Origin of the sequence: Paeniglutamicibacter sp. MACA_103 (assembly GCF_045798555.1) — a bacterium.
GTDB lineage: Bacteria > Actinomycetota > Actinomycetes > Actinomycetales > Micrococcaceae > Paeniglutamicibacter.
In genome coordinates this window covers 12,593-36,687 of record NZ_JBIXLN010000002.1, presented here as the reverse complement: position 1 = coordinate 36,687, position 24,095 = coordinate 12,593, and the positions used below count along the sequence as shown (strand labels likewise).

Annotated in this window: 21 protein-coding genes; 13 read left to right on the top strand and 8 right to left on the bottom strand. The window is 68.2% G+C overall.

All coding sequences use genetic code 11. The annotated features are described in order from the left end of the window. Positions 1-38 precede the first annotated feature (38 nt). The 3 genes from eis (at position 39) to ACIPVK_RS01070 (ending at position 3,996) form a co-directional block, all read left to right on the top strand. Positions 39-1,334, top strand: a complete 1,296-nt coding sequence (gene eis / locus ACIPVK_RS01080; protein WP_407610137.1) for an enhanced intracellular survival protein Eis — start codon at positions 39-41, stop codon at positions 1,332-1,334. A gap of 247 nt (positions 1,335-1,581) precedes the next feature. Next, the gene (gene rpsA, locus ACIPVK_RS01075; RefSeq protein ID WP_407610136.1) at positions 1,582-3,048 is read left to right on the top strand and encodes a 30S ribosomal protein S1; all 1,467 of its coding nucleotides are present in this window, start codon (positions 1,582-1,584) and stop codon (positions 3,046-3,048) included. A gap of 174 nt (positions 3,049-3,222) precedes the next feature. Further along, complete coding sequence (locus ACIPVK_RS01070; RefSeq protein ID WP_407610135.1) at positions 3,223-3,996, top strand: hypothetical protein; 774 nt, start codon at positions 3,223-3,225, stop codon at positions 3,994-3,996. Positions 3,997-4,029: 33 nt separating this feature from the next. Here the strand turns inward: ACIPVK_RS01070 and ACIPVK_RS01065 are convergent, their stop codons facing one another. Further along, entirely contained in the window at positions 4,030-5,334 is a 1,305-nt protein-coding gene (locus ACIPVK_RS01065) for a S8 family serine peptidase (RefSeq protein WP_407610134.1), read from the bottom strand. Between the two features lie 146 nt (positions 5,335-5,480). After that, a complete protein-coding gene (locus ACIPVK_RS01060) occupies positions 5,481-6,050 on the bottom strand; it encodes an isochorismatase family protein (RefSeq protein WP_407610133.1) in 570 nt (189 codons plus the stop codon). Positions 6,051-6,150: 100 nt separating this feature from the next. Between ACIPVK_RS01060 and ACIPVK_RS01055 the strand changes: the two genes are divergently transcribed. Beyond that, the gene (locus tag ACIPVK_RS01055; protein ID WP_407610132.1) at positions 6,151-6,942 is read left to right on the top strand and encodes a PIG-L deacetylase family protein; all 792 of its coding nucleotides are present in this window, start codon (positions 6,151-6,153) and stop codon (positions 6,940-6,942) included. Positions 6,943-6,954: 12 nt separating this feature from the next. On the opposite strand, the gene ACIPVK_RS01050 is transcribed toward ACIPVK_RS01055, so the two are convergent. Further along, a complete protein-coding gene (locus ACIPVK_RS01050) occupies positions 6,955-8,094 on the bottom strand; it encodes a class I SAM-dependent methyltransferase (protein WP_407610131.1) in 1,140 nt (379 codons plus the stop codon). Then, complete coding sequence (locus tag ACIPVK_RS01045) at positions 8,091-8,765, bottom strand: YigZ family protein (protein ID WP_407610130.1); 675 nt, start codon at positions 8,763-8,765, stop codon at positions 8,091-8,093. Before ACIPVK_RS01045 ends, ACIPVK_RS01050 begins: the two co-directional genes overlap by 4 nt. Positions 8,766-8,879: 114 nt before the next feature. Between ACIPVK_RS01045 and ACIPVK_RS01040 the strand changes: the two genes are divergently transcribed. The 5 genes from ACIPVK_RS01040 to uvrB are packed head-to-tail and all read left to right on the top strand — an operon-like array spanning position 8,880 to position 14,669. Continuing rightward, a complete protein-coding gene (locus ACIPVK_RS01040) occupies positions 8,880-11,111 on the top strand; it encodes an FAD-binding protein (protein ID WP_407610129.1) in 2,232 nt (743 codons plus the stop codon). Positions 11,112-11,115: 4 nt separating this feature from the next. Then, entirely contained in the window at positions 11,116-11,724 is a 609-nt protein-coding gene (gene coaE / locus ACIPVK_RS01035) for a dephospho-CoA kinase (RefSeq protein ID WP_407610128.1), read from the top strand. Further along, a complete protein-coding gene (locus tag ACIPVK_RS01030) occupies positions 11,714-12,049 on the top strand; it encodes a hypothetical protein (protein ID WP_407610127.1) in 336 nt (111 codons plus the stop codon). Before coaE ends, ACIPVK_RS01030 begins: the two co-directional genes overlap by 11 nt. Next, complete coding sequence (locus ACIPVK_RS01025) at positions 12,046-12,519, top strand: hypothetical protein (protein ID WP_407610126.1); 474 nt, start codon at positions 12,046-12,048, stop codon at positions 12,517-12,519. The genes ACIPVK_RS01030 and ACIPVK_RS01025 overlap by 4 nt, the downstream gene beginning before the upstream one ends. A 47-nt stretch (positions 12,520-12,566) precedes the next feature. After that, complete coding sequence (gene uvrB / locus ACIPVK_RS01020; RefSeq protein ID WP_407610125.1) at positions 12,567-14,669, top strand: excinuclease ABC subunit UvrB; 2,103 nt, start codon at positions 12,567-12,569, stop codon at positions 14,667-14,669. 108 nt (positions 14,670-14,777) lie between these two features. On the opposite strand, the gene ACIPVK_RS01015 is transcribed toward uvrB, so the two are convergent. After that, entirely contained in the window at positions 14,778-15,017 is a 240-nt protein-coding gene (locus tag ACIPVK_RS01015) for a DUF2188 domain-containing protein (protein ID WP_407610124.1), read from the bottom strand. A gap of 413 nt (positions 15,018-15,430) precedes the next feature. Here ACIPVK_RS01015 and ACIPVK_RS01010 point away from each other — a divergent pair, with 413 nt between their 5' ends. Both ACIPVK_RS01010 and ACIPVK_RS01005 read left to right on the top strand, forming a co-directional pair. Further along, on the top strand, positions 15,431-16,465 hold the full coding sequence (locus ACIPVK_RS01010) for a TerC family protein (RefSeq protein ID WP_407610123.1): 1,035 nt from the start codon (positions 15,431-15,433) through the stop codon (positions 16,463-16,465). 107 nt (positions 16,466-16,572) lie between these two features. After that, entirely contained in the window at positions 16,573-17,889 is a 1,317-nt protein-coding gene (locus ACIPVK_RS01005; protein ID WP_407610122.1) for an MFS transporter, read from the top strand. Here the strand turns inward: ACIPVK_RS01005 and ACIPVK_RS01000 are convergent. Together ACIPVK_RS01000 and ACIPVK_RS00995 are read right to left on the bottom strand one after the other, a co-directional pair. Beyond that, positions 17,886-19,184, bottom strand: a complete 1,299-nt coding sequence (locus ACIPVK_RS01000) for an alpha/beta fold hydrolase (RefSeq protein ID WP_407610121.1) — start codon at positions 19,182-19,184, stop codon at positions 17,886-17,888. The genes ACIPVK_RS01005 and ACIPVK_RS01000 overlap by 4 nt on opposite strands. Then, entirely contained in the window at positions 19,181-19,660 is a 480-nt protein-coding gene (locus ACIPVK_RS00995) for a GNAT family N-acetyltransferase (protein ID WP_407610120.1), read from the bottom strand. The genes ACIPVK_RS01000 and ACIPVK_RS00995 overlap by 4 nt, the downstream gene beginning before the upstream one ends. Positions 19,661-19,775: 115 nt before the next feature. Between ACIPVK_RS00995 and ACIPVK_RS00990 the strand changes: the two genes are divergently transcribed. After that, entirely contained in the window at positions 19,776-20,630 is an 855-nt protein-coding gene (locus ACIPVK_RS00990; RefSeq protein ID WP_407610119.1) for a metal-dependent hydrolase, read from the top strand. A 71-nt stretch (positions 20,631-20,701) separates the two neighbouring features. On the opposite strand, the gene ACIPVK_RS00985 is transcribed toward ACIPVK_RS00990, so the two are convergent. Continuing rightward, positions 20,702-23,233: a DEAD/DEAH box helicase gene (locus ACIPVK_RS00985; protein WP_407610118.1), complete on the bottom strand. Its 2,532-nt coding sequence runs from the start codon at positions 23,231-23,233 to the stop codon at positions 20,702-20,704. Positions 23,234-23,285: 52 nt separating this feature from the next. Here ACIPVK_RS00985 and ACIPVK_RS00980 point away from each other — a divergent pair, with 52 nt between their 5' ends. Next, positions 23,286-24,074, top strand: coding sequence for a trans-aconitate 2-methyltransferase (locus ACIPVK_RS00980; RefSeq protein ID WP_407610117.1), 789 nt, complete (start codon positions 23,286-23,288; stop codon positions 24,072-24,074). Positions 24,075-24,095 lie beyond the last annotated feature (21 nt).

Here is a 24,095-nt window from a genome sequence, read left to right as displayed (position 1 = left end):
GCAACCACATCCCCTACACCCGGAAGGCACCCACGACCATGAGTGATGACTCCACGATTCGCCTTGAACGATTCGAACCCGAGCTCATCGACGGTGTCCCAACCGCTTCCACCGTCGAGTTCCTGAAGGCCATCAGCCGCGGTTTCCACGAATCCGCGCTGGACGCCGACGGGCTGAAGATCCTGGCGGGGCTCGAGATCGCCGACAACACCACCTTCACCGCCGTCTACGACGAGGTGGCGGTGCAGCCCTCCCTGCATGCCGAGGCTCCGGTTGCCACCTACGCCTCCTTCCCCGGGACGCTGAACATCGGCGGCGGCAACCTGATGCCGGTGCACCAGATCACCTCGGTCACCGTCAGCCCCACCCACCGCCGCCGCGGCCTGCTGCGCAAGATGATCACCCTGGACCTGGCCGTGGCCCGCGAGGCGGGGGCGGTGTTTGCCGCGCTGACGGCCTCGGAGGCCACCATCTACGGCAGGTTCGGGTTCGGCCGGGCCACGCAGCGCGCGCGGTTCACGCTCAAGACCCACCAGGGAGCGCCGCTGCGCGCAGAGGCCGAGGGAAGCGTCGTTGCCGTGGCCCCGGCCGAGCTGAAGAAGTACGCCCCCGCCATCTTTGCCGCGGCACATGCCCGCACGCTCGGTTCGGTCAGCGCCACCGAGTTCGACGTGGGCCAGGCAGCGGGCCTGTGGGAGGACTACGACTCGCTCAAGCCGGTGAAAAACCTGCGCGCCGCCCTGCACCTGGACGCGCAGGGCAAGCCCGACGGGTTCATGAGCTACCTGTTCTCCGGGTGGAAGGCCGACCCGCCAACCATGGACATCGGCCAAATGTGCACCGTGACGGGCGCCGCCCGCCGTGAGCTCATTTCCTACCTCGGTGCCCACGACCTGGTGGAGAAGATCACCGGCCGCGGTCCGGTCGACGACGTGTTGCCCACCTCGCTCGAAAACTCCAGGGCCTACAAGGCCACCGCGCTCGGCGACCACCTGTGGCTGCGCATCCTGGATCTGGAAACCGCGCTGACGGCGCGCACCTACGGCGGCGACGGGCACATCGTGTTGCGCATCGAGGACTCCCTGGGCATGGCCGAGGGCCTCTGGGAGCTCGCCGTCGAGGATTCGGCGGCCAGCGTGCGCCGGGCCCCGGCCGAAAGCGAACCCGCTGCCAGCCTCGACGTCCGCGACCTCGGCTCGCTGTACCTCGGCGGGTTCAGCGCCGCGCACCTGGCCGAGGCCGGCGTGCTCAAGGTCCACGCCGCCAACGCCGTCCAGACAATCGACACCTTGTTCGCCACGGCCGCCATTCCCTATTGCCAGGCGGATTTCTAGGCCCGCCGGCAACCCGGATACCGGGATGCCGCGCCGGCCATCGCCTTCCGCGGGGCCTGCCCGGAGCAGCGGACGGCCCGGCTTGACAAGAGGCGTGGTTCCCGTTTTGACCCTGCGGGTGCTGGGGAATAGACTAAGGGGGCGTGTTTCGGCTATTGCCGTGCCCGCACCCAAGCTAAATTCGGAACATGCCGGGGCTTCCGGCTGACCGACTCATACAGACTATCCACATCGGAGTCCCTACTACATGACCATCACCTCCAACGAGAAGACCAGTGCCCCGGTCGTTGCAATCAACGACATTGGCTCTGCTGAAGACTTCCTCGCTGCCGTCGACGCCACCATCAAGTACTTCAACGATGGCGACCTCGTCGAAGGCATCGTCGTCAAGGTTGACCGCGACGAAGTTCTGCTCGACATCGGTTACAAGACCGAAGGTGTCATCCCTTCCCGCGAACTTTCCATCAAGCACGATGTTGACCCGGGCGACGTTGTCGCCGTCGGCGACAACGTCGAGGCCCTCGTCCTCACCAAGGAGGACAAGGAAGGTCGTTTGATCCTGTCCAAGAAGCGTGCTCAGTACGAGCGTGCCTGGGGCGACATCGAAAAGATCAAGGAAGAAGACGGCGTCGTCACCGGCACCGTCATCGAGGTGGTCAAGGGCGGCCTTATCCTCGACATCGGCCTGCGCGGCTTCCTGCCGGCATCGCTTGTCGAAATGCGCCGTGTGCGCGATCTGGCTCCGTACATCGGCCAGGAAATCGAAGCCAAGATCATCGAGCTGGACAAGAACCGCAACAACGTTGTTCTTTCCCGCCGTGCATGGCTCGAGCAGACCCAGTCCGAGGTTCGCTCCACGTTCCTCAACAAGCTGGAAAAGGGCCAGGTTCGTCCCGGCGTCGTTTCCTCCATCGTCAACTTCGGTGCATTCGTGGACCTTGGCGGCGTAGACGGCCTCGTCCACGTTTCCGAGCTGTCCTGGAAGCACATCGACCACCCGTCCGAGGTTGTCGAAGTTGGCCAGGAAGTCACCGTCGAGGTTCTCGAGGTCGACCTGGACCGCGAGCGTGTTTCGCTCTCGCTCAAGGCCACCCAGGAAGATCCGTGGCAGACCTTCGCCCGCACCCACGCCCTTGGGCAGGTTGTTCCGGGTAAGGTCACCAAGCTTGTTCCGTTCGGTGCATTCGTGCGCGTCGAAGACGGAATCGAAGGCCTCGTGCACATCTCCGAGCTGGCCGTGCGCCACGTGGAGCTGGCCGAGCAGGTTGTCTCCGTTGGCGACGAACTGTTCGTCAAGGTCATCGACATCGATCTCGAGCGTCGCCGCATCTCGCTGTCCCTCAAGCAGGCCAACGAGGGCGTCGATCCCGAAGGTGCCGAATTCGATCCGGCTCTCTACGGCATGGCCGCAGAGTACGACGAAGAGGGCAACTACAAGTACCCGGAGGGCTTCGACCCGGAGACCAACGAGTGGCTCGAAGGCTTCGAGACCCAGCGTTCGGCTTGGGAGCAGCAGTACGCTGACGCCCAGACCCGCTGGGAAGCCCACAAGAAGCAGGTTGCACAGCACCTTGCCGACGACGCTGCAGCAGAATCGGCTCCGGCCGAGTCCGCTTCCAGCAGCTACTCCTCGGATGCTCCGGCAACCGAGGCCGGCACCCTGGCATCCGACGAGGCCCTCGCAGCACTGCGCGAGAAGCTTGCCGGCGCCTAAGCCACACACTTTTGATGGATCACTGATCCACCCGAAGTAACCCGACAAGGCCCCCGTTCCAGCAATGGAGCGGGGGCCCTTGCCATGTCCCGGTATGGTGGCGGTTTGGACCTCCAAGGAGTTCAGGAAATATCAGGCCACGTGAGACCCCGCCACTTGCCCCCACGGCTTCCCGTGATCCGACTCGACAAGGATTCGCGGCCAGGACTGCCCCGCAGACCCGGCACCAACCACTCCTTCTGGCTCGCCCGACTGGTGTTCACCGGCACCCTGCTTGCCCACCTGGCCAATGACTTCACGGCCGAGTCCGCGCCCAAGAGCCTTGTCGATGACTTGCGGGCCGTCGAGTCCGCCTCTCCCGACTGGGGGACCGGTGCACTCTTGCTGTTGCTTCACCTGCTTATCGACGCCCACTTGCGCCGCCGCCATGCGCGGAACCTCCCTGCGGGGCGCCGGCGTCCCTTCGGCCGGGCTGGTGCTCGAGGAACGCCCGGAACGGGGCCCCGTAAGGAACGCAACGCCGTTGGCCCGAGTCTCAGGGACGAGATCGACGCCCTGGAAGCGGACGAGCTCATCGACGTCATCGACCTGGGCCGGGCGGGGGAGCAAGGCAGCGCGCTGCGCACCCGCGGGTGGATGTCGCGGTACTTCGCCGATTCGGCCGCCGCGGCGAGGACCCCGCACCACGGTTCCCGCGGCCGGTGGCACCCGGCAGCCTTCGGCTATTGGATCTCGCTGTCCGGCGGATTGATTCGAAACTGCCTGGCCGGGTCGACGGATCGCACGCCCTCCACCCCGCCCAGCGTCGTGCGCTTCGCCTCCTCGGCGCGTCCGAGGATCTGGCCAAGGGTGCCAAGCACCCTTTCGACCTTTAGGCCCGCGGATTCGAGCATTGAGGCGACCTCATCCACCCGGTCAAGATATTGGCTCTGCACGGTGACGATGTAGCCGACGGTCTCCGGGGTCGGCTGCTTCGGGTTCTCATCCATGGCCGTAAAAACTCTCCGGCGAATCGTCTTCCGATTGGGGCACGGATTCGGGCACCGGCTCGGGTACCGGCTCCGGCACAGGGCCGGGTTCCACGGCCTCGGCAGGCGGCGGGGCCTGCGTCAGTCCGGCTCCGACATCGACGGAGAATTGCTGGAGCCGTTCGGATTCCTGGACGATTTCCGCCCAGAGTTCGCGTCCGCGGAAACCGGTGGCCTCGGAGAGGAGCGCCGCGACGCCGGCGACGTGAGGCGTGGCCATCGAGGTGCCGCTGATGGTGTTGTAGCGCTGGGCACCGGTCCAGGAAGAATAGACCCGTACGCCGGGTGCCGAGACATCGACCTGGCCGCCGCGGCCCGGCAGCGTGCGCGCCGAGAAATCGGCGACGCCCAGTTTTTCATCCAGCGCGCCGACGGACAGGATGTACGGGCTGTTGGCCGGTGCGCCCACGAACCCCGGGTTGCCCGCCGAACGCCGGGCGTTGTTGCCTGCCGCCGCGACGATCAGGGTCCCGCGCTCCAGTGCCCGGTGCCCGGCGGCGACATACGGCGGGTGCACCTCGCGCACGTCGGCCCCGAGGGACATCGAGATGATGTGGCAGTCGTTTTGCAGCGCCCAGTCGATGCCGGCGAGGATTCCGGTGTCGGAGCCCGACCCCTCGTTGCTGAGCACCTTGCCGGCAAAGATGGAGGCCTGAGGTGCGACGCCGTAGCCGCGGGCATCGGCCAGCCCCCGCGGGCCGCAGGAGGAGCCGATGCAGTGGGTCCCGTGGCCGTGGCCGTCGTGGGAGTCCTCACCCTCGATGAAGGACATGGTGGTGACGTCGCGCCCGGCGAAATCGGGGTGCCCGGCATCGAAGCCGGTGTCCAGCACCGCGACCCGGATGCCGCGCCCGGTGTATCCGGACTCCTGGGCACGCACCGCCTGCAGGCCCCAGGTGAGGGCGTCGGTGTCGGCAAAGGGCGGAGATGCGGTGGCCCCGGGCCCCGCCGGCGGGCTCGACAGGATCCGGTAAACCAGTTCCGGAACGATGCGCAGCGGCACGCTTCGCGATGCGCAACGGGCCCGCAGTTCCCCGAGCTGCTCCGGGTCGCCGTCCACGACCCCCACGCCGAGGCGCGGGAAGTAGGTGTCAAGTGCGAAGCCCTCCTGCTCCAGCATCCTCGGCACCTCGTCCTGGAGGGTGCGGGTGCCGAACCTGTCCCCGGCGGAGGGATGCGGGTCCGAAAAGACGACCACGTACCGTCCCGGGACCGGCGTGGCTTCGTTGGCTGAGGGGGAATCGTCGGAATTGATCATGGCTTGCTCCTCACCGGTGCGTTGCCGTCCGGGACTGGCCTTGGCGACAACTCAGGCTGGTTCTCCTGCGTGACTTCTTCCAAGCACCATACCGCCCGCAACGAGGCCCCGGGTAGGGGCGGAACGGTTCGGCGCGCGCCGGCGGCTCAGTCGTTCAACACCACGGGGCGGAAGCCGACCTCCTCGGAGCGCACCAGCGAGAAATCCTGGTTGGGGTAGTCGAGCGAGGCAAAGTACGCGTTGGTGTGGGCGATGATCTGGTCCCCGGTCAGGGACTGGCCCTCGAAGGTTGCCGCGCCGGTCGTGTGGGCGTCGCGCACCACCGTGACGTCGTAGCCCATGGCGGCCGCGCGCCCGGCCGTGGTGCGCAGGGAATAGTCCGATTGCGCGCCGCAGACCACCAGGCGCCCCACGTCCTCGGAGATCAGCGACGCGTGGAGCCCGGTGCCGGTGAAGGCGTCGCGATAGGTCTTGTGGATCCGGTGCTCCCCGTCCATCGGTTCCAACGGGGAAACCAGCCGCCACGGTGTGGAGTGGCGCTCGAATTCGCGTTCGTCCTGCACCCAGTAAACGGGCGTGCCGGTGTCGCGGGCCCGGACCAGGAGGTCCGCGATGCGCGAGACGACCTTCTTGGGATGCACGCAGTATTCCATCACGCCGTTTTGCATGTTGATGATGACCAGTGCCGTTTTTGATCCTTCGAGTTGCTCGTCCATGGAAGCAGTATTGCACCACTTCGCAGCCGCGACCCGAAACGCGCCCATGGCGGGGCCGGCGCCCTGTTTTGTGGCGGCGGCCGGGACTAAAATTTGCCCCATGAACGAGCCGCATTCCATCGCGGTCATCGTCGCCCATCCCGACGACGATGCCTACGGTTGCGCCGGTTCGATCGCCCTTCATGAGCGCGACCCCGGGTTCCGGTTCGTGCTGGTGCTGGCCACCGACGGGGCCGCCGGGCAGATCTCCGCCGGCGTGCCCGCCACCCCGGAAACCCTCGGTGCCTGGCGCCGGGTCGAAAGCGCCAACGCGTGGCGCGCCCACGGCACCATCCCGGTTCGCCATGAATGGCTGGGCTACGACGACGGGCTGCTGCCGGAGGTCGGCTTCGAGGAACTGGTCGAGAGGGTGCGCACGATCCTGCTGGCCGAGCGGCCCCAGGTGGTTGCGACCTTCGGCCCGGACGGGATCACCGGGCATCGCGACCACATCGCCATCGGACGCGCGACCGACGAGGCGTTCCGGCGGGCCCGCCAGGTTCCCGGACCCGGGCTGCGGCGCCTGGTCCACGGCGCGATCCGCGCCTCGGTCTTCGAGCGGTGGAACACCGTGCGCCGGCGCACCGGAATCGAGGTCTGGGACCCGACCCGGGAATACCACCTGCGCCCCGTCCCGGACGAGGACATAGACATCGAGGTCGACACCTCGGCGGTATCCTGGCGCATCGTCGCCGGGCTGCTGGAACACCGCAGCCAACGCGATGTGCTGATGGACCCGGGCGTGACCGTGCGCCGATGGGAGCGGGTGGTTTCACGCGAACCCTGCGTCATGGCCTGGCCGCCGCGTGCCGCCGGGGAACCGGTGCTCACGGACCTCTTCGAGGGCCTCTGAGCGGATCCTAGGCTACTTCCGCGTCGACACCGTCACGGTGAACTTCGGGTTCCGGGCGACCTGGCGGGTGGGGCCCACCAGTGATTCGAGCTGTCCGCGGTAGCCCAGGTGCGAATTCCAGACGCACCACAGCTCCCCGCCGGGGGCCAGCACCCGCCCGGCGTCGGCGATCAGCTTCAGCGCGATCCCCGCGTGCACGGTGTTTCCCATGTGGAAGGGCGGGTTGAGCACCACCAGGTGCTCGGAGGCGTCGGGCAGCGAGCCCAGCGCGTCGTCCTGCACCGCCGTGATGCGCTCGGCGACGCCGTTGGCCTGGGCGGTGGCGCGGGTCGAGGCCACCGCGGAGGCGGACTGGTCCGAGGCGCGCACGCCCAAGCGCGGGTGCTTCACGGCCAGGAAGGCGGCGATGGTCCCGTTGCCGCAGCCCAGGTCCACGGCCCGGTGCGCATCCGCCGGAAGCTCGAGGTGTTCGAGCAGGAAGCGGGTCCCGGGATCCAGCTTGGCTCCGCCGAAGGTCTGCGCGTGGGCGCGCACCTGCAGCGGTTCGGGCAGCCCGACGGCGTGGGAGGCCTTCAGCGGGAAGCGCGGTGCGGGGCGATCCGCGGCGGGACGCAGCCCGGTGGCGGTGAGCACCCGGGACTTCTGGCGTCCCAGCGAGGCGGTGACCGAGGAAAAGTAGCGGCCCAGCACCTCGTTCATGGACAGGCTCATGTGCTTGATGCGCCCGGTGGCCATCACCGTGACATGGGCCGCGGCGTGTTCGGCGACGAAGCCCAGCATCTCCTCCAGCGCGTCAAGCGACCGGGGCAGCGCCACCAGCACCAGCGCGGCGCCGCCCAGCAGTTCCGCGCCCAGGGGCAGGTGCCGGTATTCGCCGGTGAGTTCCGGCAGCAGGGTGCGCGCGTTCGCATCGATGGCACGGACCCCGGAGAGTGCGTCCTGGTGCACCCGCAGCCCGCGCACCCCGGCCTCCAGCGCCCCGAGGACCATGGCGCCGTAGTGGTCGCCCAGGACCACCACCCGGCCCGGCCCGCCCGGCCACCCGGCCTCGGCCGCGAGGTCCAGCAGCAGCCTGTCGGCCGCGTCGACGGCCTGCAGGTTTTCCGCCTCCACGTCGGGCCAGCGGCGCAGCTTGTCGAAATCAAGGCTCATCGGACGTCCACCCATTCGGTTCCAAGGTTTGTTGCGGTGCTGGCCCCGGCGCTGAGGCTGGCCAGCCGGTCCCGGAACGACTCCAGGACGGTGGCCTCGTCGTTCAGCGCCACCCGCAGCGTGGCGAGGCTGGGCCCGTAGTCGGTGCCCAGCACGGCCACGCCGCCGGCCCGCAGGTCGTTTTCCAGCCGGCCCGCCGCGGCATAGTCGGCCTCGACGCCCAGGATCCGCATGCGTTCGCGGCGCAGCAGCGGGGCCGCGTCCAGCGCGCTTGAGACCGACTCGGAATAGGCGCGCACCAGGCCGCCGGCGCCCAGCAGGATCCCGCCGAAGTAGCGCACCACCACCGCGACGATGTCGGACAGGTCGGCCTTCCCCGCGGCGGTTTCCCGCTTGGCCAGCGCGTCGAGCATCGGGATGCCGGCGGTGCCCGAGGGTTCGCCGTCGTCGTTGCTGCGCATCGCGGTGCGGTCCGGGCCCAGGATGAAGGCGCTGCAGTGGTGGCGCGCGTCGAAGTGCTTCTTGCGCAGCTCGGCGACCAGGGCGCGGGCCTCGGCCTCGGTCTCGACCCGGCGCAGGTAGGTGATGAAGCGCGAGCGCTTGATCTCCAGCTCGGCCGCGAAGTCGCCGTCCACCGTCGTGTAGGCCGTCGCCACAGAATCGTTGTCCATTACCGATCCAGTCTAGTCAATCGTTGCCGGTCAATCGGCGCCGGGCATTGTCCGTGCCGGTGCGCGGTGGAAGAATCGTTCGGGGGACCGGAAGCCGAATTGGGGCGGTAAAGAGTGCTGCGACTGAGTTTGCTGGGGGAGCAACGGCTCACCCGCCGGGGCACGGACCTGGCGGCGGGCGGGTCGCGGGTCATCGAGCTGCTGGCCTACCTGGTCCTGCATCCGGGGATCCGGGTGCCGCGGGCGGTGCTTGCCGGGACATTCTGGCCCGAGACCCCGCAGCCACAGGCCATGACCAACCTGCGCCGCGAATTGCACAACCTGCGCCTGCTGCTGGGCGGCATCGAGGTCCTTGGCATGTCCGACGGCGCCATCGGCTGGGTGCCGCGGGCAGCGTTGACCGTGGATGTGCAGGTCTTCGCCGCCGAGCGGCGGGCCGCCCTGCTGGCGGCACGGGCGCACGACCAGGCCGCGTTCGTCGACCATGCCCAGGCCGCGCTGCGGGAATACCGGGGGGACTTGATGCCGGGAAACTATTCCGACTGGGTGCCCGAGCCGCGGGAACGGATCCAGCGCGAATGCACGTCCCTGTGCGACCAGGCCGCGGTGGCGCTGACCGAGTCGGGCCAGGGGCAGCGGGCGCTGGAGGTGGCCGGACGGCGCATCGGGATCCAGCCGCTGGACGAGCTCGGCCACCGGGGCCTGATCCGCGCCCACCTGGCCCTCGGGGACCTGCCCGCGGCGCTGCAGGCCTTCCGCCGCTGCGCCGAGGTGCTCGAACGCGAGCTGGGCGTGGCGCCCGCGGCCGAGACCCGTGCGCTGCTGCGCGCCGGTGCCCCGGACGCCCGGGGCGAACGCCTGGCGAACAGGGGCTGGCATAGCGTGGGCGGCAGCACCCATCCACCCACCGGCACAGGAATGAAGACCATGGAAGAGCAAACCAACACCGTCACGGGCGCCGAGGCGCCCTTCACCGACCTCGCGGCATCGCTGCGCGGCACGCTGACGCTGCCGCTGGATGCGGGATACGACGAGGCGCGCGCCGTCTACAACGGCATGATCGACCGCCGCCCGGCCGCCATCGCCCGCGTGCACGACACCGCGGACATCGTGGCCTGCGTCGACTTCGCCCGCAACAATTCCCTGGGCCTGGCGGTGCGCGGCGGCGGCCACCAGGCCTCCGGGCTGGCGGTCGCCGACGACGCGCTGGTCATCGACCTGGGAAACATGCGCTCCACGACCGTGGACCCGGCGGCACACACCGTGCGGGTCGACGGAGGGGCGCTCTGGGCGGATGTAGACCACGCCACCGTGGCCTTCGGGATGGCCACCCCCAGCGGCTTCGTTGCCTCCACCGGGGTCGGCGGGCTGGCCCTGGGCGGCGGCATCGGGTACCTGACCCGGCGCTTTGGCCTGACCGTGGACAACCTGCTGGCCGCCGACGTGGTGCTGGCCGACGGAACCCTGGTCAAGGCCGACGAGGTGCACCACACCGAGCTGTTCTGGGCGCTGCGCGGCGGCGGCGGGAACTTCGGCGTCGTCACCTCCTTCACCTTCCGCATGAACGAGATCGGCGAGCACGGGAAAATCATCGGCGGGCCGGTGTTCTACGACTTGGCCGACGCGCCGGAGGTCATGCGCTGGTACCGGGAGCTGCTGCCGACCCTGCCCGAGGAGCTTTCCGGCTGGATCGGGCTGCTCACCATCCCGCCGGGCCCGCCCTTCCCCGAAGAGCTCTGGGGCCGCAAGGCCTGCGGCATCGTGTGGTGCTACACCGGGGCGCACGACGTGGCCGAGAAGGTGCTGGCCCCGGTGCGCGACTTCGGCTCCCCGTTGCTGGTGGGCCTGGCGCCCATGGGGTTCGACGCGCTGCAGCAGGCCTTCGATCCGCTCTTCCCGGCCGGAATGCAGTGGTACTGGCGCGCGGACTTCGTCAAGGAGATCTCCGACGCCGCGATTGAGGTCCACGCCAGGTACGGGGCCACACTGCCCACCGGGTTCTCGACCATGCACCTGTACCCGATCGACGGGGCGGCCGCGCGGGTCCCGGCCGATGCCACCGCCTTCGCCTACCGGGACGGCGGCTGGGCAGGGGTCATCGTGGGCGTCGATCCCGACCCGGCCAATGCGGAAGCCATCACCGCATGGACCAAGTCCTACTACGACGAGCTGCATCCGACCACGGCCGGCGGCGCCTACGTGAACTTCATGATGGAGGAGGGCCAGGACCGGATCCGCGCCTCCTACCTGCAAAACTATGAGCGGCTGGCCCGCGTCAAGGCGCAGTACGACCCGGCGAACCTGTTCCACCACAACCAAAACATCGTCCCCGCGACTGTAGGCTAGGTGCATGCTCAATGTTGGCCTGACAGGCGGAATCGCCGCCGGGAAATCCGCGGTGGCGCGGATGCTGGTGGAACACGGCGCGGTGCTCATCGACGCCGACGCGATCGCCCGCGCCGTGGTGGAGCCCGGCACCCCGGGCCTGGCCGAGGTCGTGGAGGCCTTCGGCCCCGGCATGCTCACGCCCGGCGGCGCGCTGGACCGCCCCGCGCTCGGCGCGCTGGTCTTTGCCGATGCCACGGCCCGGGAGAAGCTGAACGCCGTCATCCACCCGCGAGTGCGCGCCGAGGCCGCAAGGCTGCGCGCCGCCGCCCCGGCCGACGGGGTCGTCGTCCAAGACATCCCGCTGCTGGTGGAGACCAACCAGGCCGGCAACTTCGATGTGGTCATCGTGGTCGCCGCGCCGCTGGAAGAACGCCTGCGCCGGATGGTGCGGGACCGGTCCATGGCCGAGGCCGACGCACGGGCACGCATTGCCGCGCAGGCCACCGACGAACAGCGTGCCGCGGTCGCCGACGTCGTCATCGAGAATTCCGGCTCGCTGGAGCAGCTGCGCCAAAACGTCACCGAGATCTGGGAGACCCACATTGCCCCATCCATCAGCCATGCCCGCTGAGAACCCCGAGCGCGAGCGGGCCAGGGAGGAACTGGCGGCGCGGCTGGCGGCCGAAACCGCCAAGGCCCGCACCGAAATGCGCGTCATCCGCGGGTTGTGGGTGCTGGCGGCGCTCACCCTGGCGGCTTCCGCGGTGCTCTGGCTCCTTTTCGGCGGGCGCGACCAATTCATCGCCCGCACCTCGGGCTACGACGCCCAGGTGCTGCTCCCGGCCTGGCTGGCCCTGGCCGGGCTGCTCTCGGCCGCCGCGGCAACCGTGCTGTTCATGGTCCGGCTGATGCGCGGTGCCCTGGGCAACATCGTGGAGCGGCAGGTCCGCAAGTGAAGACTTCCATGGTCGCCGAGTCCTTCCTCCGGCACGCACCGGCCGACGGGTCCGCGCCCCACCTGGTGAGCATCCAGCGCGACCCGGCGCTCGCCGCGACGCTTCAGGGCACGGTGGGATCGGTCCAGCTGCGCTACCACTCGCTGCAACTCATCCCGGTGGACCTCATCGACGATCTGCCCGGGACCTGGAATGCGCTGCTGGACGCCGTGGAAGCTTTCCTCGCCGACGGCAAGGCGGAGGTTCCCTACCCGTCCATCGAGGCGCAGATCCTGTTGGAGCGCACCGGAAGCATCACCAAGTTCACCGCCGGAAAGGTCCGCCACATCGTGGATGCCGGCGAGCTCATCGACGGCATCCTCTCCGGGGCCGCGGCCTACGTCGAATTTGCCGGTCCGGGGCAGCAGCCGGCGACCGGGCGCATCGGGGAGCTGCGCACCCGGGCCGCCGCGGCGGGCCTTTGCGCCTGAGGCGAGCACGCTCCCAAACCGTCGGCGCCAGGGCGTAGCCTAGGTACATGAGTCTTGCGCAGCAGATCAACCGCGTCGTCGCCCCCTTCGAGGTCATCAGCGAGTTCAAGCCCGCCGGCGACCAGCCCGCGGCCATCAAGGAACTGACCGGCCGCATCAACGCGGGGGAGAAGGACGTGGTGCTGCTCGGCGCCACCGGCACCGGCAAATCCGCGACCACGGCCTGGCTCATCGAGCAGGTGCAGCGCCCCACCCTGGTGATGGTGCAGAACAAGACGCTCGCCGCGCAGCTGGCCAACGAGTTCCGCGAGCTGCTGCCCAACAACGCGGTCGAGTACTTCGTCTCCTACTACGACTACTACCAGCCCGAGGCCTACGTCCCGCAGACCGACACCTTCATCGAGAAGGACTCCTCGATCAACGAGGAGGTCGAGCGGCTGCGCCACTCGGCCACCAACGCGCTGCTGACCCGCCGCGACGTCATCGTGGTCGCCACGGTCTCCTGCATCTACGGCCTGGGCACCCCCGAGGAGTACGTCGCGGGCATGGTGACCCTGAAGAAGGGCGCGGAGCTGAACCGCGACGACTTGCTGCGCAAGTTCGTTTCCATGCAATACGCCCGCAACGACATGGACTTCCACCGCGGCACCTTCCGGGTGCGCGGGGACACCGTGGAGATCATCCCGATGTACGAGGAGCAGGCGCTGCGCATCGAGTTCTTCGGCGACGAGATTGAATCGATCCACACGCTGCACCCCGTCACCGGCGAGGTGATCCGCGAGGAAAACGAGATGTACGTCTTCCCGGCCAGCCACTACGTCGCGGGCGCCGACCGCATGAGCCGCGCCGTCAAGGACATCGAGGACGAGCTGCGCGGCCGACTGCAGACCCTGGAATCCCAGAACAAGTTGGTGGAGGCCCAGCGGTTGCGCATGCGCACCACCTACGACCTGGAAATGATGGAGCAGATGGGATTCTGCAACGGCATCGAGAACTACTCCCGGCACATCGACGACCGCGCCGCCGGAACCGCCCCGCACTGCCTCATCGACTACTTCCCGGACGACTTCCTGCTGGTCATCGACGAATCCCACGTCACGGTCCCGCAGATCGGCGCGATGTACGAGGGCGACATGTCGCGCAAGCGCACCCTGGTGGAGCACGGCTTCCGGCTGCCTTCGGCGATGGACAACCGGCCGCTGAAGTGGGACGAGTTCCTCGAGCGCATCGGCCAGACCGTCTACCTCTCGGCGACGCCGGGCAAGTACGAGCTGGGCAAGGCCGACGGCGTGGTGCAGCAGATCATCCGCCCCACCGGCCTGATCGACCCGGAAATCATCGTCAAGCCCACCAAGGGGCAGATCGACGACCTGCTCGACGAGATCCGCGCCCGCGTCGAGCGCAACGAGCGCATCCTGGTCACCACGCTGACCAAGCGGATGGCCGAGGACCTCACCGACTACTTCACCGAGCACGGCGTGCGGGTCCAGTACCTGCACTCCGACGTCGACACGCTGCGCCGCGTGGAGCTGCTGCGCGAGCTGCGCATGGGCCTGTTCGACGTGCTGGTCGGCATCAACCTGCTGCGCGAGGGCCTGGATTTGCCCGAGGTCTCGCTCGTGGCGATCCTGGACGCCGACAAGCAGGGCTTCCTGCGCTCGGCGACATCGCTGATCCAGACCATCGGACGTGCCGCCCGAAACGTGGACGGCCAGGTGCACATGTACGCGGACAAGATCACCGACGCCATGGCCCAGGCCATCGAGGAGACCAACCGCCGCCGCGAGGTGCAGCAGAAGTACAACAAGGACCACGGGGTGGACCCGCAGCCGCTGCGCAAGAAGATCGCCGACATCACCGATTCGCTGGCCCGCGAGGACGCCGACACCCAGGAGCTGCTGAACAACCAGCGCCTGGCCAAGGATGCCAAGCGCTCCAGCGCCGGAACCCGGAAGGCGCACGAGACGGTGCGCGCCGACGGCCTGGCCGCCGCCCCGGCGGAAAACCTGGTGGACATGATCGAGCAGATGACCGAGCAGATGCACGCGGCCGCCGCGGAGCTGCACTTCGAGGTTGCGGCCCGGCTGCGCGACGAGGTCTCGGAGCTGAAGAAGGAACTGCGCCAGATGAAGAACGCGGGCCACGCTTAAGGCTTCCGGCCAATCCCTCCGGCGCCGGCCACGAAATGAACCTCTCGGTGGTCAAACCACGGAGAGGTTCATTTCGTTCGGGCGGCAATGCCGCGCGGATCAATTAATTCAGGCCAGGTCATACTCGCGGTACGCGTGCCCGTCGAGGGCATGTATGACGATGTGGGCCGGATGCGTCGCCGCTTCCTCATGGGCAGCCTTTACTGCCTCTTTAACCGTGTGGAAGTGCACGTGCTTGCGCGTGTGGCTTTTGTGCAGATCCCACTTCTTGTCGTCTTCGCCCTCAACCGGCATCACGTGGAATACCCACGGATTGACGACCTTTTTCTCATCCAGTGCTATGGACATGACATCCTCCTGGCGGTTGTTTCAGTCCTCCTGGCGGGGCCTCGCCGAATGATTCACGTGGCCATGGCGAGAACCCTCTAATCAGTGCACACCTGCCACGAAGCAAAAGCAATATCGGTTGCCCGTCAAGCCGTACCCGGAGTTGGTTCGGATCGAATTTCAGCACCGGTACCAGTGTCGGCTCCGAGCCGGCAACCCGAGTGAAGCCACGGGTCATTCACGTGCCTGAAACACGCATGCGTTAGACTGGTTCAAGCGTAGGGGAGTATCCCAGTAGTGCTGTGATCGTCAACACGCGGGGCAACGATGCCCCGCCGGGCGCAGCGGCCGTCCCAATCTGAGCGGGCGGCGGAGAGACTTGCGGTAATTCCACGTACCCCGTTTTGAAAGGCCCCACATTGGGAAACCACGGCTTGACGCTGCAGTTTGAGATCATCTCACTCGCGGCATTGTGCATCATTCTTCTGCTTGACCTGCTTTACGTGGTCAAGAAACCACACGAACCCTCGATGAAGGAAGCCGGCCTCTGGGTCGGTTTCTACGTCACCCTGGCCCTGATCTTCGGCGCCGTTGTCTGGTGGCAGGCGGGACCGGACATCGGCCAGCAGTTCATTGCCGGCTGGGTGACCGAATACTCGCTGAGCATCGACAACCTCTTCGTGTTCATCATTATCATGGCCCGCTTCTCGGTGCCGCGGAAATACCAGCAGGAAGTGTTGATGTTCGGCATCATCATCGCCCTGATCCTGCGCGGCATCTTCATCGTGCTCGGCGCAGCCGTCATCGAGAACTACTCGTGGGTCTTCTACATCTTCGGTGCATTCCTGCTCTGGACCGCCTGGAAGCAGGCCACCGACGACGGTGAGGACGAGTCCGAGGGCGCCAACAACGGCCTGGTCTACAAGCTGACCAAGAACCTGCCGATCTCCAAGGAATACGACGGCAACAAGCTGCGCACCGTGATCGACGGCAAGAAGATGTTCACCCCGATGGTCATGGTCTTCATCACCATCGGCATGACCGACCTGCTATTCGCCGTCGACTCGATCCCGGCGATCTTCGGTTTGACCCAGTCCCCGTTCATCGTCTTCACCGCGAACCTGTTCGCGCTGATGGGCCTGCGCCAGCTCTACTTCCTGCTCGGCGGCCTGATGGACCGCCTGATCTACCTCAAGCACGCGCTGTCGATCATCCTGGCCTTCATCGGCATCAAGCTGGTCTTCCACGCGATGCACGTGAACGAACTGCCGTTCATCAACGGCGGCCGCCACATCGAGTGGGTGCCGGAAATCTCGATCACCGTCTCGCTGGCCGTCATCCTGGGCACCATCGTGATCGCCACGGCAGCCTCGCTGCTCTCCCCGGCCGGCCGCCGCGCCGCCGAGGAGCACAAGGCCACGAAGGCGGCGCAGGCCGCCGAGTCGGAACAGGTCGGCAAGGGCGAGTAGCCTTCTCCCGGACTGACATCGTCACCTTCGTCGGGGCCCGTCTTCTCTTTTGGGGAAGACGGGCCCCGACGGCCGTTAACCGCGCGCCCGTTGCTAAGCTGGGGCGCGTGAGTACCTCCCCGATCCCCGCAGCCGTCCACCTTGCCCCCGAACGTGCTCGGGCCCAGCGCCGCACCGTGGCCGCGCTCTCCGCATCCCAGCTGCTCTCCGGCGTGGGAAACGGCGCCGGGCTGGCCATCGGCTCGCTCATGGCCGTGGAGCTGACCGGGTCCAACGCCTTCGCCGGGGCCGCGACCACCGCGATCTCGGTGGCCGGCGCCCTCAGTGCGCTGCCGCTGGCGGCCCTGGCGGTGAAGCGCGGACGCCGCGTGGCGCTGTCCTCCGGCTACTTCCTGGCGGCGCTGGGTGCCATCGGCATGATGCTGGCGCCCGTGCTGCAGAGCTTCGCCGTGCTGATGCTCGGTGCGGCGCTGCTGGGCGTGGGGTCAGCGGCGAACCTGCAGGCCCGCTTCGCCGCCACCGACCTCGCCGCCGACGCGACCCGCGGGCGCGACCTGGGGCTGGTGGTCTGGGCCATCACCATCGGCGCGGTGGCCGGCCCGAACCTCATCGGCCCCGGCGCGGTGCTGGGCCAGGTGCTCGGGCTGCCACCCATGAGCGGGCCCTTCCTCTTTTCCCTGGCCGGCATGGTGCTGGCGATCGCCATCCTGAACATCGGGCTGCGCCCGGACCCCATCGACCTGGCCCGCGCCTGGGAGGCCGCCGACGGCATCGCCCCGCACGCACCCGTGGTGGGCCGCCGACGCGGCTCGCTGGCCACCGGGCTGGTGGCGGTGCGCGCCTCACCCGGGGCAACGCTGGGCATCTCCACCATCGTGGTGGCGCACCTGGTGATGGTCGGCGTCATGTCGATGACCCCGGTGCACCTCAAGGACCTCGCCAGCATCCCGGGACACGAGATGCACGGGGGAACCGCCGACATCCTGGTGGTCATCGGGTTCGTGATCTCCCTGCACATCGCCGGCATGTACGCGCTCTCCCCGTTGGTCGGCTCGCTGGCCGACCGGATCGGGCAGCCGCGGATGATGCTGGCGGGCCAGGGCGTGCTGGTGGCGGCGGTGCTGGTGGCCGGGCTGGGCGCCGACTCGCGTGCCGCGGTGACCGCCGGTCTGGTGCTGCTGGGACTGGGCTGGTCCATGTGCACGGTCTCCGGCTCCGCGTTCCTGGCCTCGCGGGTGGAGCGCGGGCGCCGCGTGCTGGTCCAGGGCGTCTCGGACACCCTCATGGGAGCGGCCGGGGCGCTGGGCGCCGCCGGCTCCGGGCTGTTGCTGGCCTGGCTGGGCTACGCCGGGCTCGGCTACCTCTGCCTGGTGTTCATCCTGCTCGTTGCGGCCTTCTGCGTGCGCGAGGTGGCGCGCTCCTAGCCTGCGGCGTCGCCCGTCTCCCGGTCGGCCATCTCCAGCAGCTTCGCGAAGATCATGGCGCCCTCGTCGGAAATCCCGTCGTGGTGGAACTCGTCGGTTTCCCATACTTGCACGTTGCCCACCGCCGCGGCGGTTTGCAGCGACAGCTCCCGGTCCACGTACACGTCGTGGACGTAGACGGCAGCTGCCACCGGCACGGTGTTGCCCGCCAGCACGTCCGGGTCGTAGAGCGGTTCCCAGTCCTCGTGCTCGGCAAGGATCCGGGCGGTTTCCTCCAGCGGACGCAGCGCCGGGTCGGATTCGAAGTACCAGCGGAACACCATTTCACCGGTCAGCAGCGGGATTTCGGCGTCGGGGGAGAACGCGGGGAACTCCTCCAGCACGCGTTCGGCCGACCAGTTGGTGGCGGCGCCCTGCGCATAGATCGACTCGTGCAGCAGCGCGTAAAGCGGGTTGGCGGTGCGGTCCGCCTGCTCCGCGACCGCCGCCAGGAACGTGTCCGAGAGCCGCCTGCCCCCGGGGGTGTCGATGAAGGCGCCCTCGAAGACGTGGTGCAGCGTGTGCACCCGGGCGTTGCCGCCCAGGAACTGTCCGAGCATCTGCACCAGCGGCACCGTCAGCTCGCGCCCGCCGGGCAGGTGTTCCTCGGTGTGCGCCAGGTGCTCCACGATCTCGCGCAGGATCTTGCGGTCCTGCGGGTACCAGTCGAAGTATTCCGCGTTGCGCTCGGCCATGCGCCGGTACGTCGCCCGGTACACGGTGTCCGCGTCCGCGGTGAGCGAGGCCAGCCCGCCGGTGACGATGCAGCGTTCCAGGGCCGCCGGGGCCAGCGACAGGTAGGTCAGCGTGCAGAAGCCGCCGTAGCTTTGCCCGAAGGTGCTCCACTTTTCGATCCCGAGGTCCTCGCGGATGGCCTCGGCGTCGCGCACGATCGAGTCCGCGCGGAAGTGCGTGAGGTAGGCGGCCTGCGCCGCGGCGTCCCCGCGCAGCGGCAGCGACTGGCGGTTGGCCGGGGTGCTCAGCCCGGTGCCGCGCTGGTCAAGCAGCAGGATCCGGAAGGTCTTGGCGGCCTCCGCCAGCCAGCCCGTGAGCGATGCCGGGCGCGGGGACTTGCCTCCCGGCCCGCCCTGCAGGAAGAGCAGCCAGGGCAGCGCGGCGGGGTCCTCGTGCTTGGTGGAGGTGATTTCGCGGGCGAAGACCGTGATGGTTTCACCCTGCGGGTGCGCGTGGTCCAGCGGCAGGGTGAAGTGGTGCTCGGTGCTGCGCATGCCGCGAAAGACGTGGGTGGCGCTCATGACCGGTTCCCCAGTTCCGCCAGGGCCGCGCCTTCAAGCCTGCGCACCGTCCAGCCGTCCATCGATCCGGCGCCGAGGGAATCGTAGAAGCCGATGGCCGGTGCGTTCCAGTCCAGCACGCTCCATTCCACGCGCCGGTAGCCGCGCTCCACGGCGATCTGCGCCAGCGTGGCCAGCAGCGCCTTCCCGTGCCCGGCCCCGCGTTCGGTTTCGCGCACGTACAGGTCCTCCAGGTGGATCCCGTGGGTGCCCTCCCAGGTCGAATAGGTGAGGTACCACAGGGCGAAGCCGAGCACCGTGCCGTGCTCCTCGACCACGTGCGCATGGACCTTGGGCTCGGGCCCGAAGAGGTGTGCGGCGAGCTCGGCCTCGGTGTTTTTCACCGCGTCGGGCTCGCGCTCGAAGATGGCCAATTCGTGGATGAGATCCAGGATTGCGGCGGCGTCGGAGGGCTGTGCTGGGCGAATCAAAGGCATGTGACCAAGCCTACCGGGAGCCAAAGCGCGCCGGGAATCCAACGCGTGGGTGCGCGCGCCTAAGGTAGGGGGCGATCGACACGCAAGAACAAAAGCAAGGACGGCACCAAGCAAAATGATGGGCGGCCACCACGCGGCCACCGGCGCAGCAGCCTGGATCGCGTTGACCACGAATTTCAAGCTCCCCACGGGCACGCTTCAGCAGCACCTGCCCTGGCTTCCCGACGCGATCCCGCTGGGCTTCGGCCTGCTGGAACAGAGCCCGGTCGCCGGGGTGGCGGGGGCCATGGTCTGCGCCGGGGCGGCGCTGCTGCCCGACGCCGACCACCGCCGGGCCACCATCGCGCATTCGTTGCCGCCGGTGTCCAACGCGATCTGCGCCGGCATCGGCGAGGTCTCCGGCGGGCACCGCAACGGCACGCACTCGCTGCTGGGCATCGCGGCGTTCACCGTCCTGGCATGGGTGCTGGGGCTGTGGACCATGGAGAACACCCGCTTCGGGCTGATCTATCCGGGCGCCGGGCTGCTGGCGGTGCTGCTGGTTTCCTTCGCGCTGAAGGCGCTGAAGTTCATTCCCGACACCATGGCGCGCCTGCCGTGGCTGATCTCCGTGCCGGCCGGCATCTTCGTCGCGGTCTTCTCTCCCGACGAGCAGAACTGGCTGGTGCTCGCGGTGGCCGTGGGCTGCGCGGTGCACATTGCCGGGGACATGCTCACCGTCGGCGGCTGCAACCTGATCTGGCCAATCAGGATCCGCTCCCCGCGCTTCATCCGCCGCATGCCGCTGCTCAAGGACGTGTGGAAGCCCGGCGGCCGCATCGCCATCCCGGTGCTGGGTCGGGCCGGGTCGGTGCGCGAGTGGCTGCTCTGCGTGCCGGTCTCCATGTACGCGCTGGCGGGGCTGGTGGTGCCGATCGTGCTGCTGGCCCGCAACCAGGTGCTGCCGGTGACCAAGCTGCTGGGCTTCTAGGACAACAGCGAAGGCGCCCGTCGGATCGAATCGGCGGGCGCCTTCGTCCATGTGGAACCCGGTCTGCGCAGCTAGTCCTGGCGGCCCACGTTGGTCACGGTGATGACCGGGTAGCCGGCCTCGTCGGAGTCCGCCAGGTCCACCGTCGCGTCGATGCCCCAGTCGTGGTGGTTGGCCGGGTCGGCGAAGACCTGCCGCACCTTCCAGGTGTCCTTGGAGGTGGTGATCAGCAGCAGGTTGGGGCCGCGCCCGCCGGGGCCGTCGTCGATGTCCTCGTGCTCCTCGAAGTACGCGTCCATGGCGTCGGCCCAGTCATCGGCGCCGAAGCCGCTGTGCCCGTCGAGCTCGCCCAGCGCCGCGTCCTGCTCGTCGGCGAAGAGCTTCACGCGGCGGAACATCTCGTTGCGCACCATCACGCGGAAGGCGCGCTCGTTGGAGGTCAGGCGCTCGGGGGCCGGCGGGATGATCTCCGCGTCGGGCTCGTGCAGCACCCCGCTGGCCAGCTCCTCCCATTCGTCCAGCAGCGAGGAGTCGATCTGGCGGATCAGTTCCCCGAGCCATTCGATGAGGTCCTCGAGGTCCTCGCGCAGCGCATCCTGCGGGACGGTCTGGCGCAGCGCCTTGAAGGCGTCGGTGAGGTAGCGCAGCAGCACGCCCTCGGAGCGGGCCAGCGAGTAGAACTGCACGTACTCGCTGAAGCTCATGGCGCGTTCGTACATGTCGCGGACCACCGACTTCGGGGCGACCTCGAAGTCGCCGAGCCACGGGGCGCCGGCGCGGTACTGCTCGAACGCGTTGCCCAGCACCTCGGCCAGCGGCTGCGGGTAGCTGACCTCCTCGAGCGCGGCCATGCGGTCGTTGTACTCCATGCCCTCGGCCTTCATCGCGGCGATCGCCTCGCCGCGGGCCTTCTTCTCCTGGGCGGAGAGCACCTGGCGCGGCTTTTCCAGCGTCGCCTCGATGACCGAGACCACGTCCAGCGCGTAGCCGGGGGACTCGGCGTCGAAGAGCTCCAGCGCGGCCAGCGCGAAGGGGGACAACGGCTGGTTCAGCGCGAAGTTCTCCTGCAGGTGCACCGTCAGGGCCAGCATGTTGCCGTGCCTGTCGGGGTGCTCGAGGCGTTCGACGACGCCGGTGGCCAGCAGCTCGCGCAAGATGCCCAGGGCCTTGCGCTGCAGGGCGCGCTGGCGCACCGGGGGTTCGTGGTTCTCGGTGAGCAGCCGGCGGGCCGCGGCGAAGGAGTCGCCCTCGCGCGCCAGCAAGTTCAGCAGGATCGAGTGGGTCACCGCGAAGGAGGAGTTCAGCGTTTCGGGGGTGGAGGCGATGATCCGCTCGAAGGTCTTCTCGCCCCAGCTCACGAATCCCTGCGGCGGCTTCTTCTTGGTCACCTGGCGCAGTTTCTTGGAGTCGTCGCCGAACTTCGCCAGCGCCTTGTCCATGGCCTTCTTGTTCTCGATGGAGTGCTCGGGCGCCTGGACGACGACGGTTCCTGCGGTGTCGAAGCCGGCGCGTCCGGCGCGTCCGGCGATCTGGTGGAACTCTCGGGCGTTCAGGATGCGGGTGCGAACCCCGTCGTACTTGCTCAAGGCGGTGATCAGCACCGTGCGGATGGGCACGTTGATGCCCACGCCCAGGGTGTCGGTGCCGCAGATGACCTTCAGCAGGCCGGCCTGAGCCAGCTGCTCCACCAGCCGGCGGTACTTGGGCAGCATGCCGGCATGGTGGACGCCGATGCCGTGGCGGACCAGGCGGTTCAGGGTCTTGCCGAAGCCGGGGGCGAACCTGAATCCGGCGATGAGCTCGGAGATCCGGTCCTTTTCCTCGCGGGTGCACACGTTGATGCTCATCAGCCCGCTGGCCCGGTCGATGGCCTCGAGCTGGCTGAAGTGCACCACGTAGATCGGCACCTGCTTGGTGCTCAGCAGCTCCTCGATGGCTTCCTGCACAGGGTCCTGCGAGTAGTAGTAGTGCAGCGGGATGGGGCGTTCGGCGTGCGCCACGGTGGCGGTGTCGCGCCCGGTGCGCAGCGTGAGTTCGTCCTCGAACCTGCCCACGTCGCCCAGCGTGGCGCTCATGATCAGGAACTGCGCCTGCGGGAGTTCCAGCAGCGGCACCTGCCACGCCCAGCCGCGCTGCGGGTCGGCGTAGAAGTGGAACTCGTCCATCACCACCGGGCCCAGGTCCGCGTTCTTTCCCTCGCGCAGGGCGATGTTGGCCAGGATCTCGGCGGTGCAGCAGATGATCGGGGCGTCCTGGTTCACCGAGGAGTCGCCGGTGACCATGCCGACGTTCTCCGCGCCGAAGATCTTGCACAGGTCAAAGAACTTCTCCGAGACCAGCGCCTTGATCGGTGCGGTGTAGTAGCTGCGCTCCCCGCGGGCCAGCGCGTGGAAGTGGGCGGCGACCGCCACCAGTGACTTCCCGGACCCCGTGGGCGTGGCCAGGATGACGTTGTTGCCGGCCACGAACTCCATGACGGCTTCGTCCTGTGCCGGGTATAGCCCGATGCCGCGGTCCTCCACCCACTTGATGAAGGCTTCGTATGTCGATTCGGCGGTGGCACCGCGTGGGGGAGTGTTGGGCAGCAACTCGGTAAGTTTCATGATGTGTCCAAGACTATCGGTTTACGAGGGGCTTTCCGCTTAGGCTTTGGTTATGAAATGGGACCCGAACAAGTACGTGGAGTTTGCCGACCACCGAGACCGTCCTTTTTACGATCTGACGGCCCGGATCACCGCCGCGACACCGCGGCTGGTGGTTGACATGGGGTGCGGTCCCGGACCCCTGACGCATTCCCTCGCCGAGCGCTGGCCCGACGCCCGCGTGGTCGGCCTGGACTCGTCGGCCGAGATGATCGAACAGGCGCGCGCCAAGCAGCATGCGGACAACCTTTCGTTCGAGTCCGCCGATGCAACGCAGTGGATGCCCGAGTCGGAAACCGACGTCCTGGTCTCCAACGCCATGCTCCAATGGATTCCCGAACACCGGCAGCTGATCACCCGCTGGCTTGGGGCGCTGGCCCCCGGGGCATGGTTCGCGGCCCAGGTTCCGGGCAATTTCGGTTCGCCCTCGCACACCCTGATGAGGCAGCTCGCGGACTCGGAGCGTTGGGCGCCGCAGCTGGCCGGCGTGCTGCGGCACGACAACGCATCGGGGGAGCCAGCCGACTACCTGAAGCTCCTCCTGGATGCCGGGTTCGAATCGGATGTCTGGGAGACCACGTATGGGCAGATCCTTTCTGGCCCGAACCCAGTCCTGGAGTGGGTTCGCGGCACCGCATTGCGCCCCATTTTCGCCAAGCTCAGCGCCGAGGACTTCGTTGAGTTCGAGTCGCAGTATGCGCAATTGGTGGCCGAGGCCTATCCGGCCATCGACGACCACCGGGGCGGCACGGTGACGCTGTTTCCGTTCCGCCGCATCTTCATGGTGGGTCGAAAGCGCTAGTGTTCCCCCGAGATCATCGCT

Coding starts and splice junctions, on each gene's coding strand:
- uvrB (WP_407610125.1), top strand. CDS start 12,567: ATGAGTCTTGCGCAGCAGATCAACCGCGTCGTCGCCCCCTTCGAGGTC.
- ACIPVK_RS01015 (WP_407610124.1), bottom strand. CDS start 15,017: ATGTCCATAGCACTGGATGAGAAAAAGGTCGTCAATCCGTGGGTATTC.
- ACIPVK_RS01065 (WP_407610134.1), bottom strand. CDS start 5,334: ATGATCAATTCCGACGATTCCCCCTCAGCCAACGAAGCCACGCCGGTC.
- ACIPVK_RS01055 (WP_407610132.1), top strand. CDS start 6,151: ATGAACGAGCCGCATTCCATCGCGGTCATCGTCGCCCATCCCGACGAC.
- ACIPVK_RS00985 (WP_407610118.1), bottom strand. CDS start 23,233: ATGAAACTTACCGAGTTGCTGCCCAACACTCCCCCACGCGGTGCCACC.
- ACIPVK_RS00990 (WP_407610119.1), top strand. CDS start 19,776: ATGATGGGCGGCCACCACGCGGCCACCGGCGCAGCAGCCTGGATCGCG.
- rpsA (WP_407610136.1), top strand. CDS start 1,582: ATGACCATCACCTCCAACGAGAAGACCAGTGCCCCGGTCGTTGCAATC.
- ACIPVK_RS01050 (WP_407610131.1), bottom strand. CDS start 8,094: ATGAGCCTTGATTTCGACAAGCTGCGCCGCTGGCCCGACGTGGAGGCG.
- ACIPVK_RS00980 (WP_407610117.1), top strand. CDS start 23,286: ATGAAATGGGACCCGAACAAGTACGTGGAGTTTGCCGACCACCGAGAC.
- coaE (WP_407610128.1), top strand. CDS start 11,116: ATGCTCAATGTTGGCCTGACAGGCGGAATCGCCGCCGGGAAATCCGCG.
- eis (WP_407610137.1), top strand. CDS start 39: ATGAGTGATGACTCCACGATTCGCCTTGAACGATTCGAACCCGAGCTC.
- ACIPVK_RS01045 (WP_407610130.1), bottom strand. CDS start 8,765: ATGGACAACGATTCTGTGGCGACGGCCTACACGACGGTGGACGGCGAC.
- ACIPVK_RS01060 (WP_407610133.1), bottom strand. CDS start 6,050: ATGGACGAGCAACTCGAAGGATCAAAAACGGCACTGGTCATCATCAAC.
- ACIPVK_RS01000 (WP_407610121.1), bottom strand. CDS start 19,184: ATGAGCGCCACCCACGTCTTTCGCGGCATGCGCAGCACCGAGCACCAC.
- ACIPVK_RS01030 (WP_407610127.1), top strand. CDS start 11,714: ATGCCCGCTGAGAACCCCGAGCGCGAGCGGGCCAGGGAGGAACTGGCG.
- ACIPVK_RS00995 (WP_407610120.1), bottom strand. CDS start 19,660: ATGCCTTTGATTCGCCCAGCACAGCCCTCCGACGCCGCCGCAATCCTG.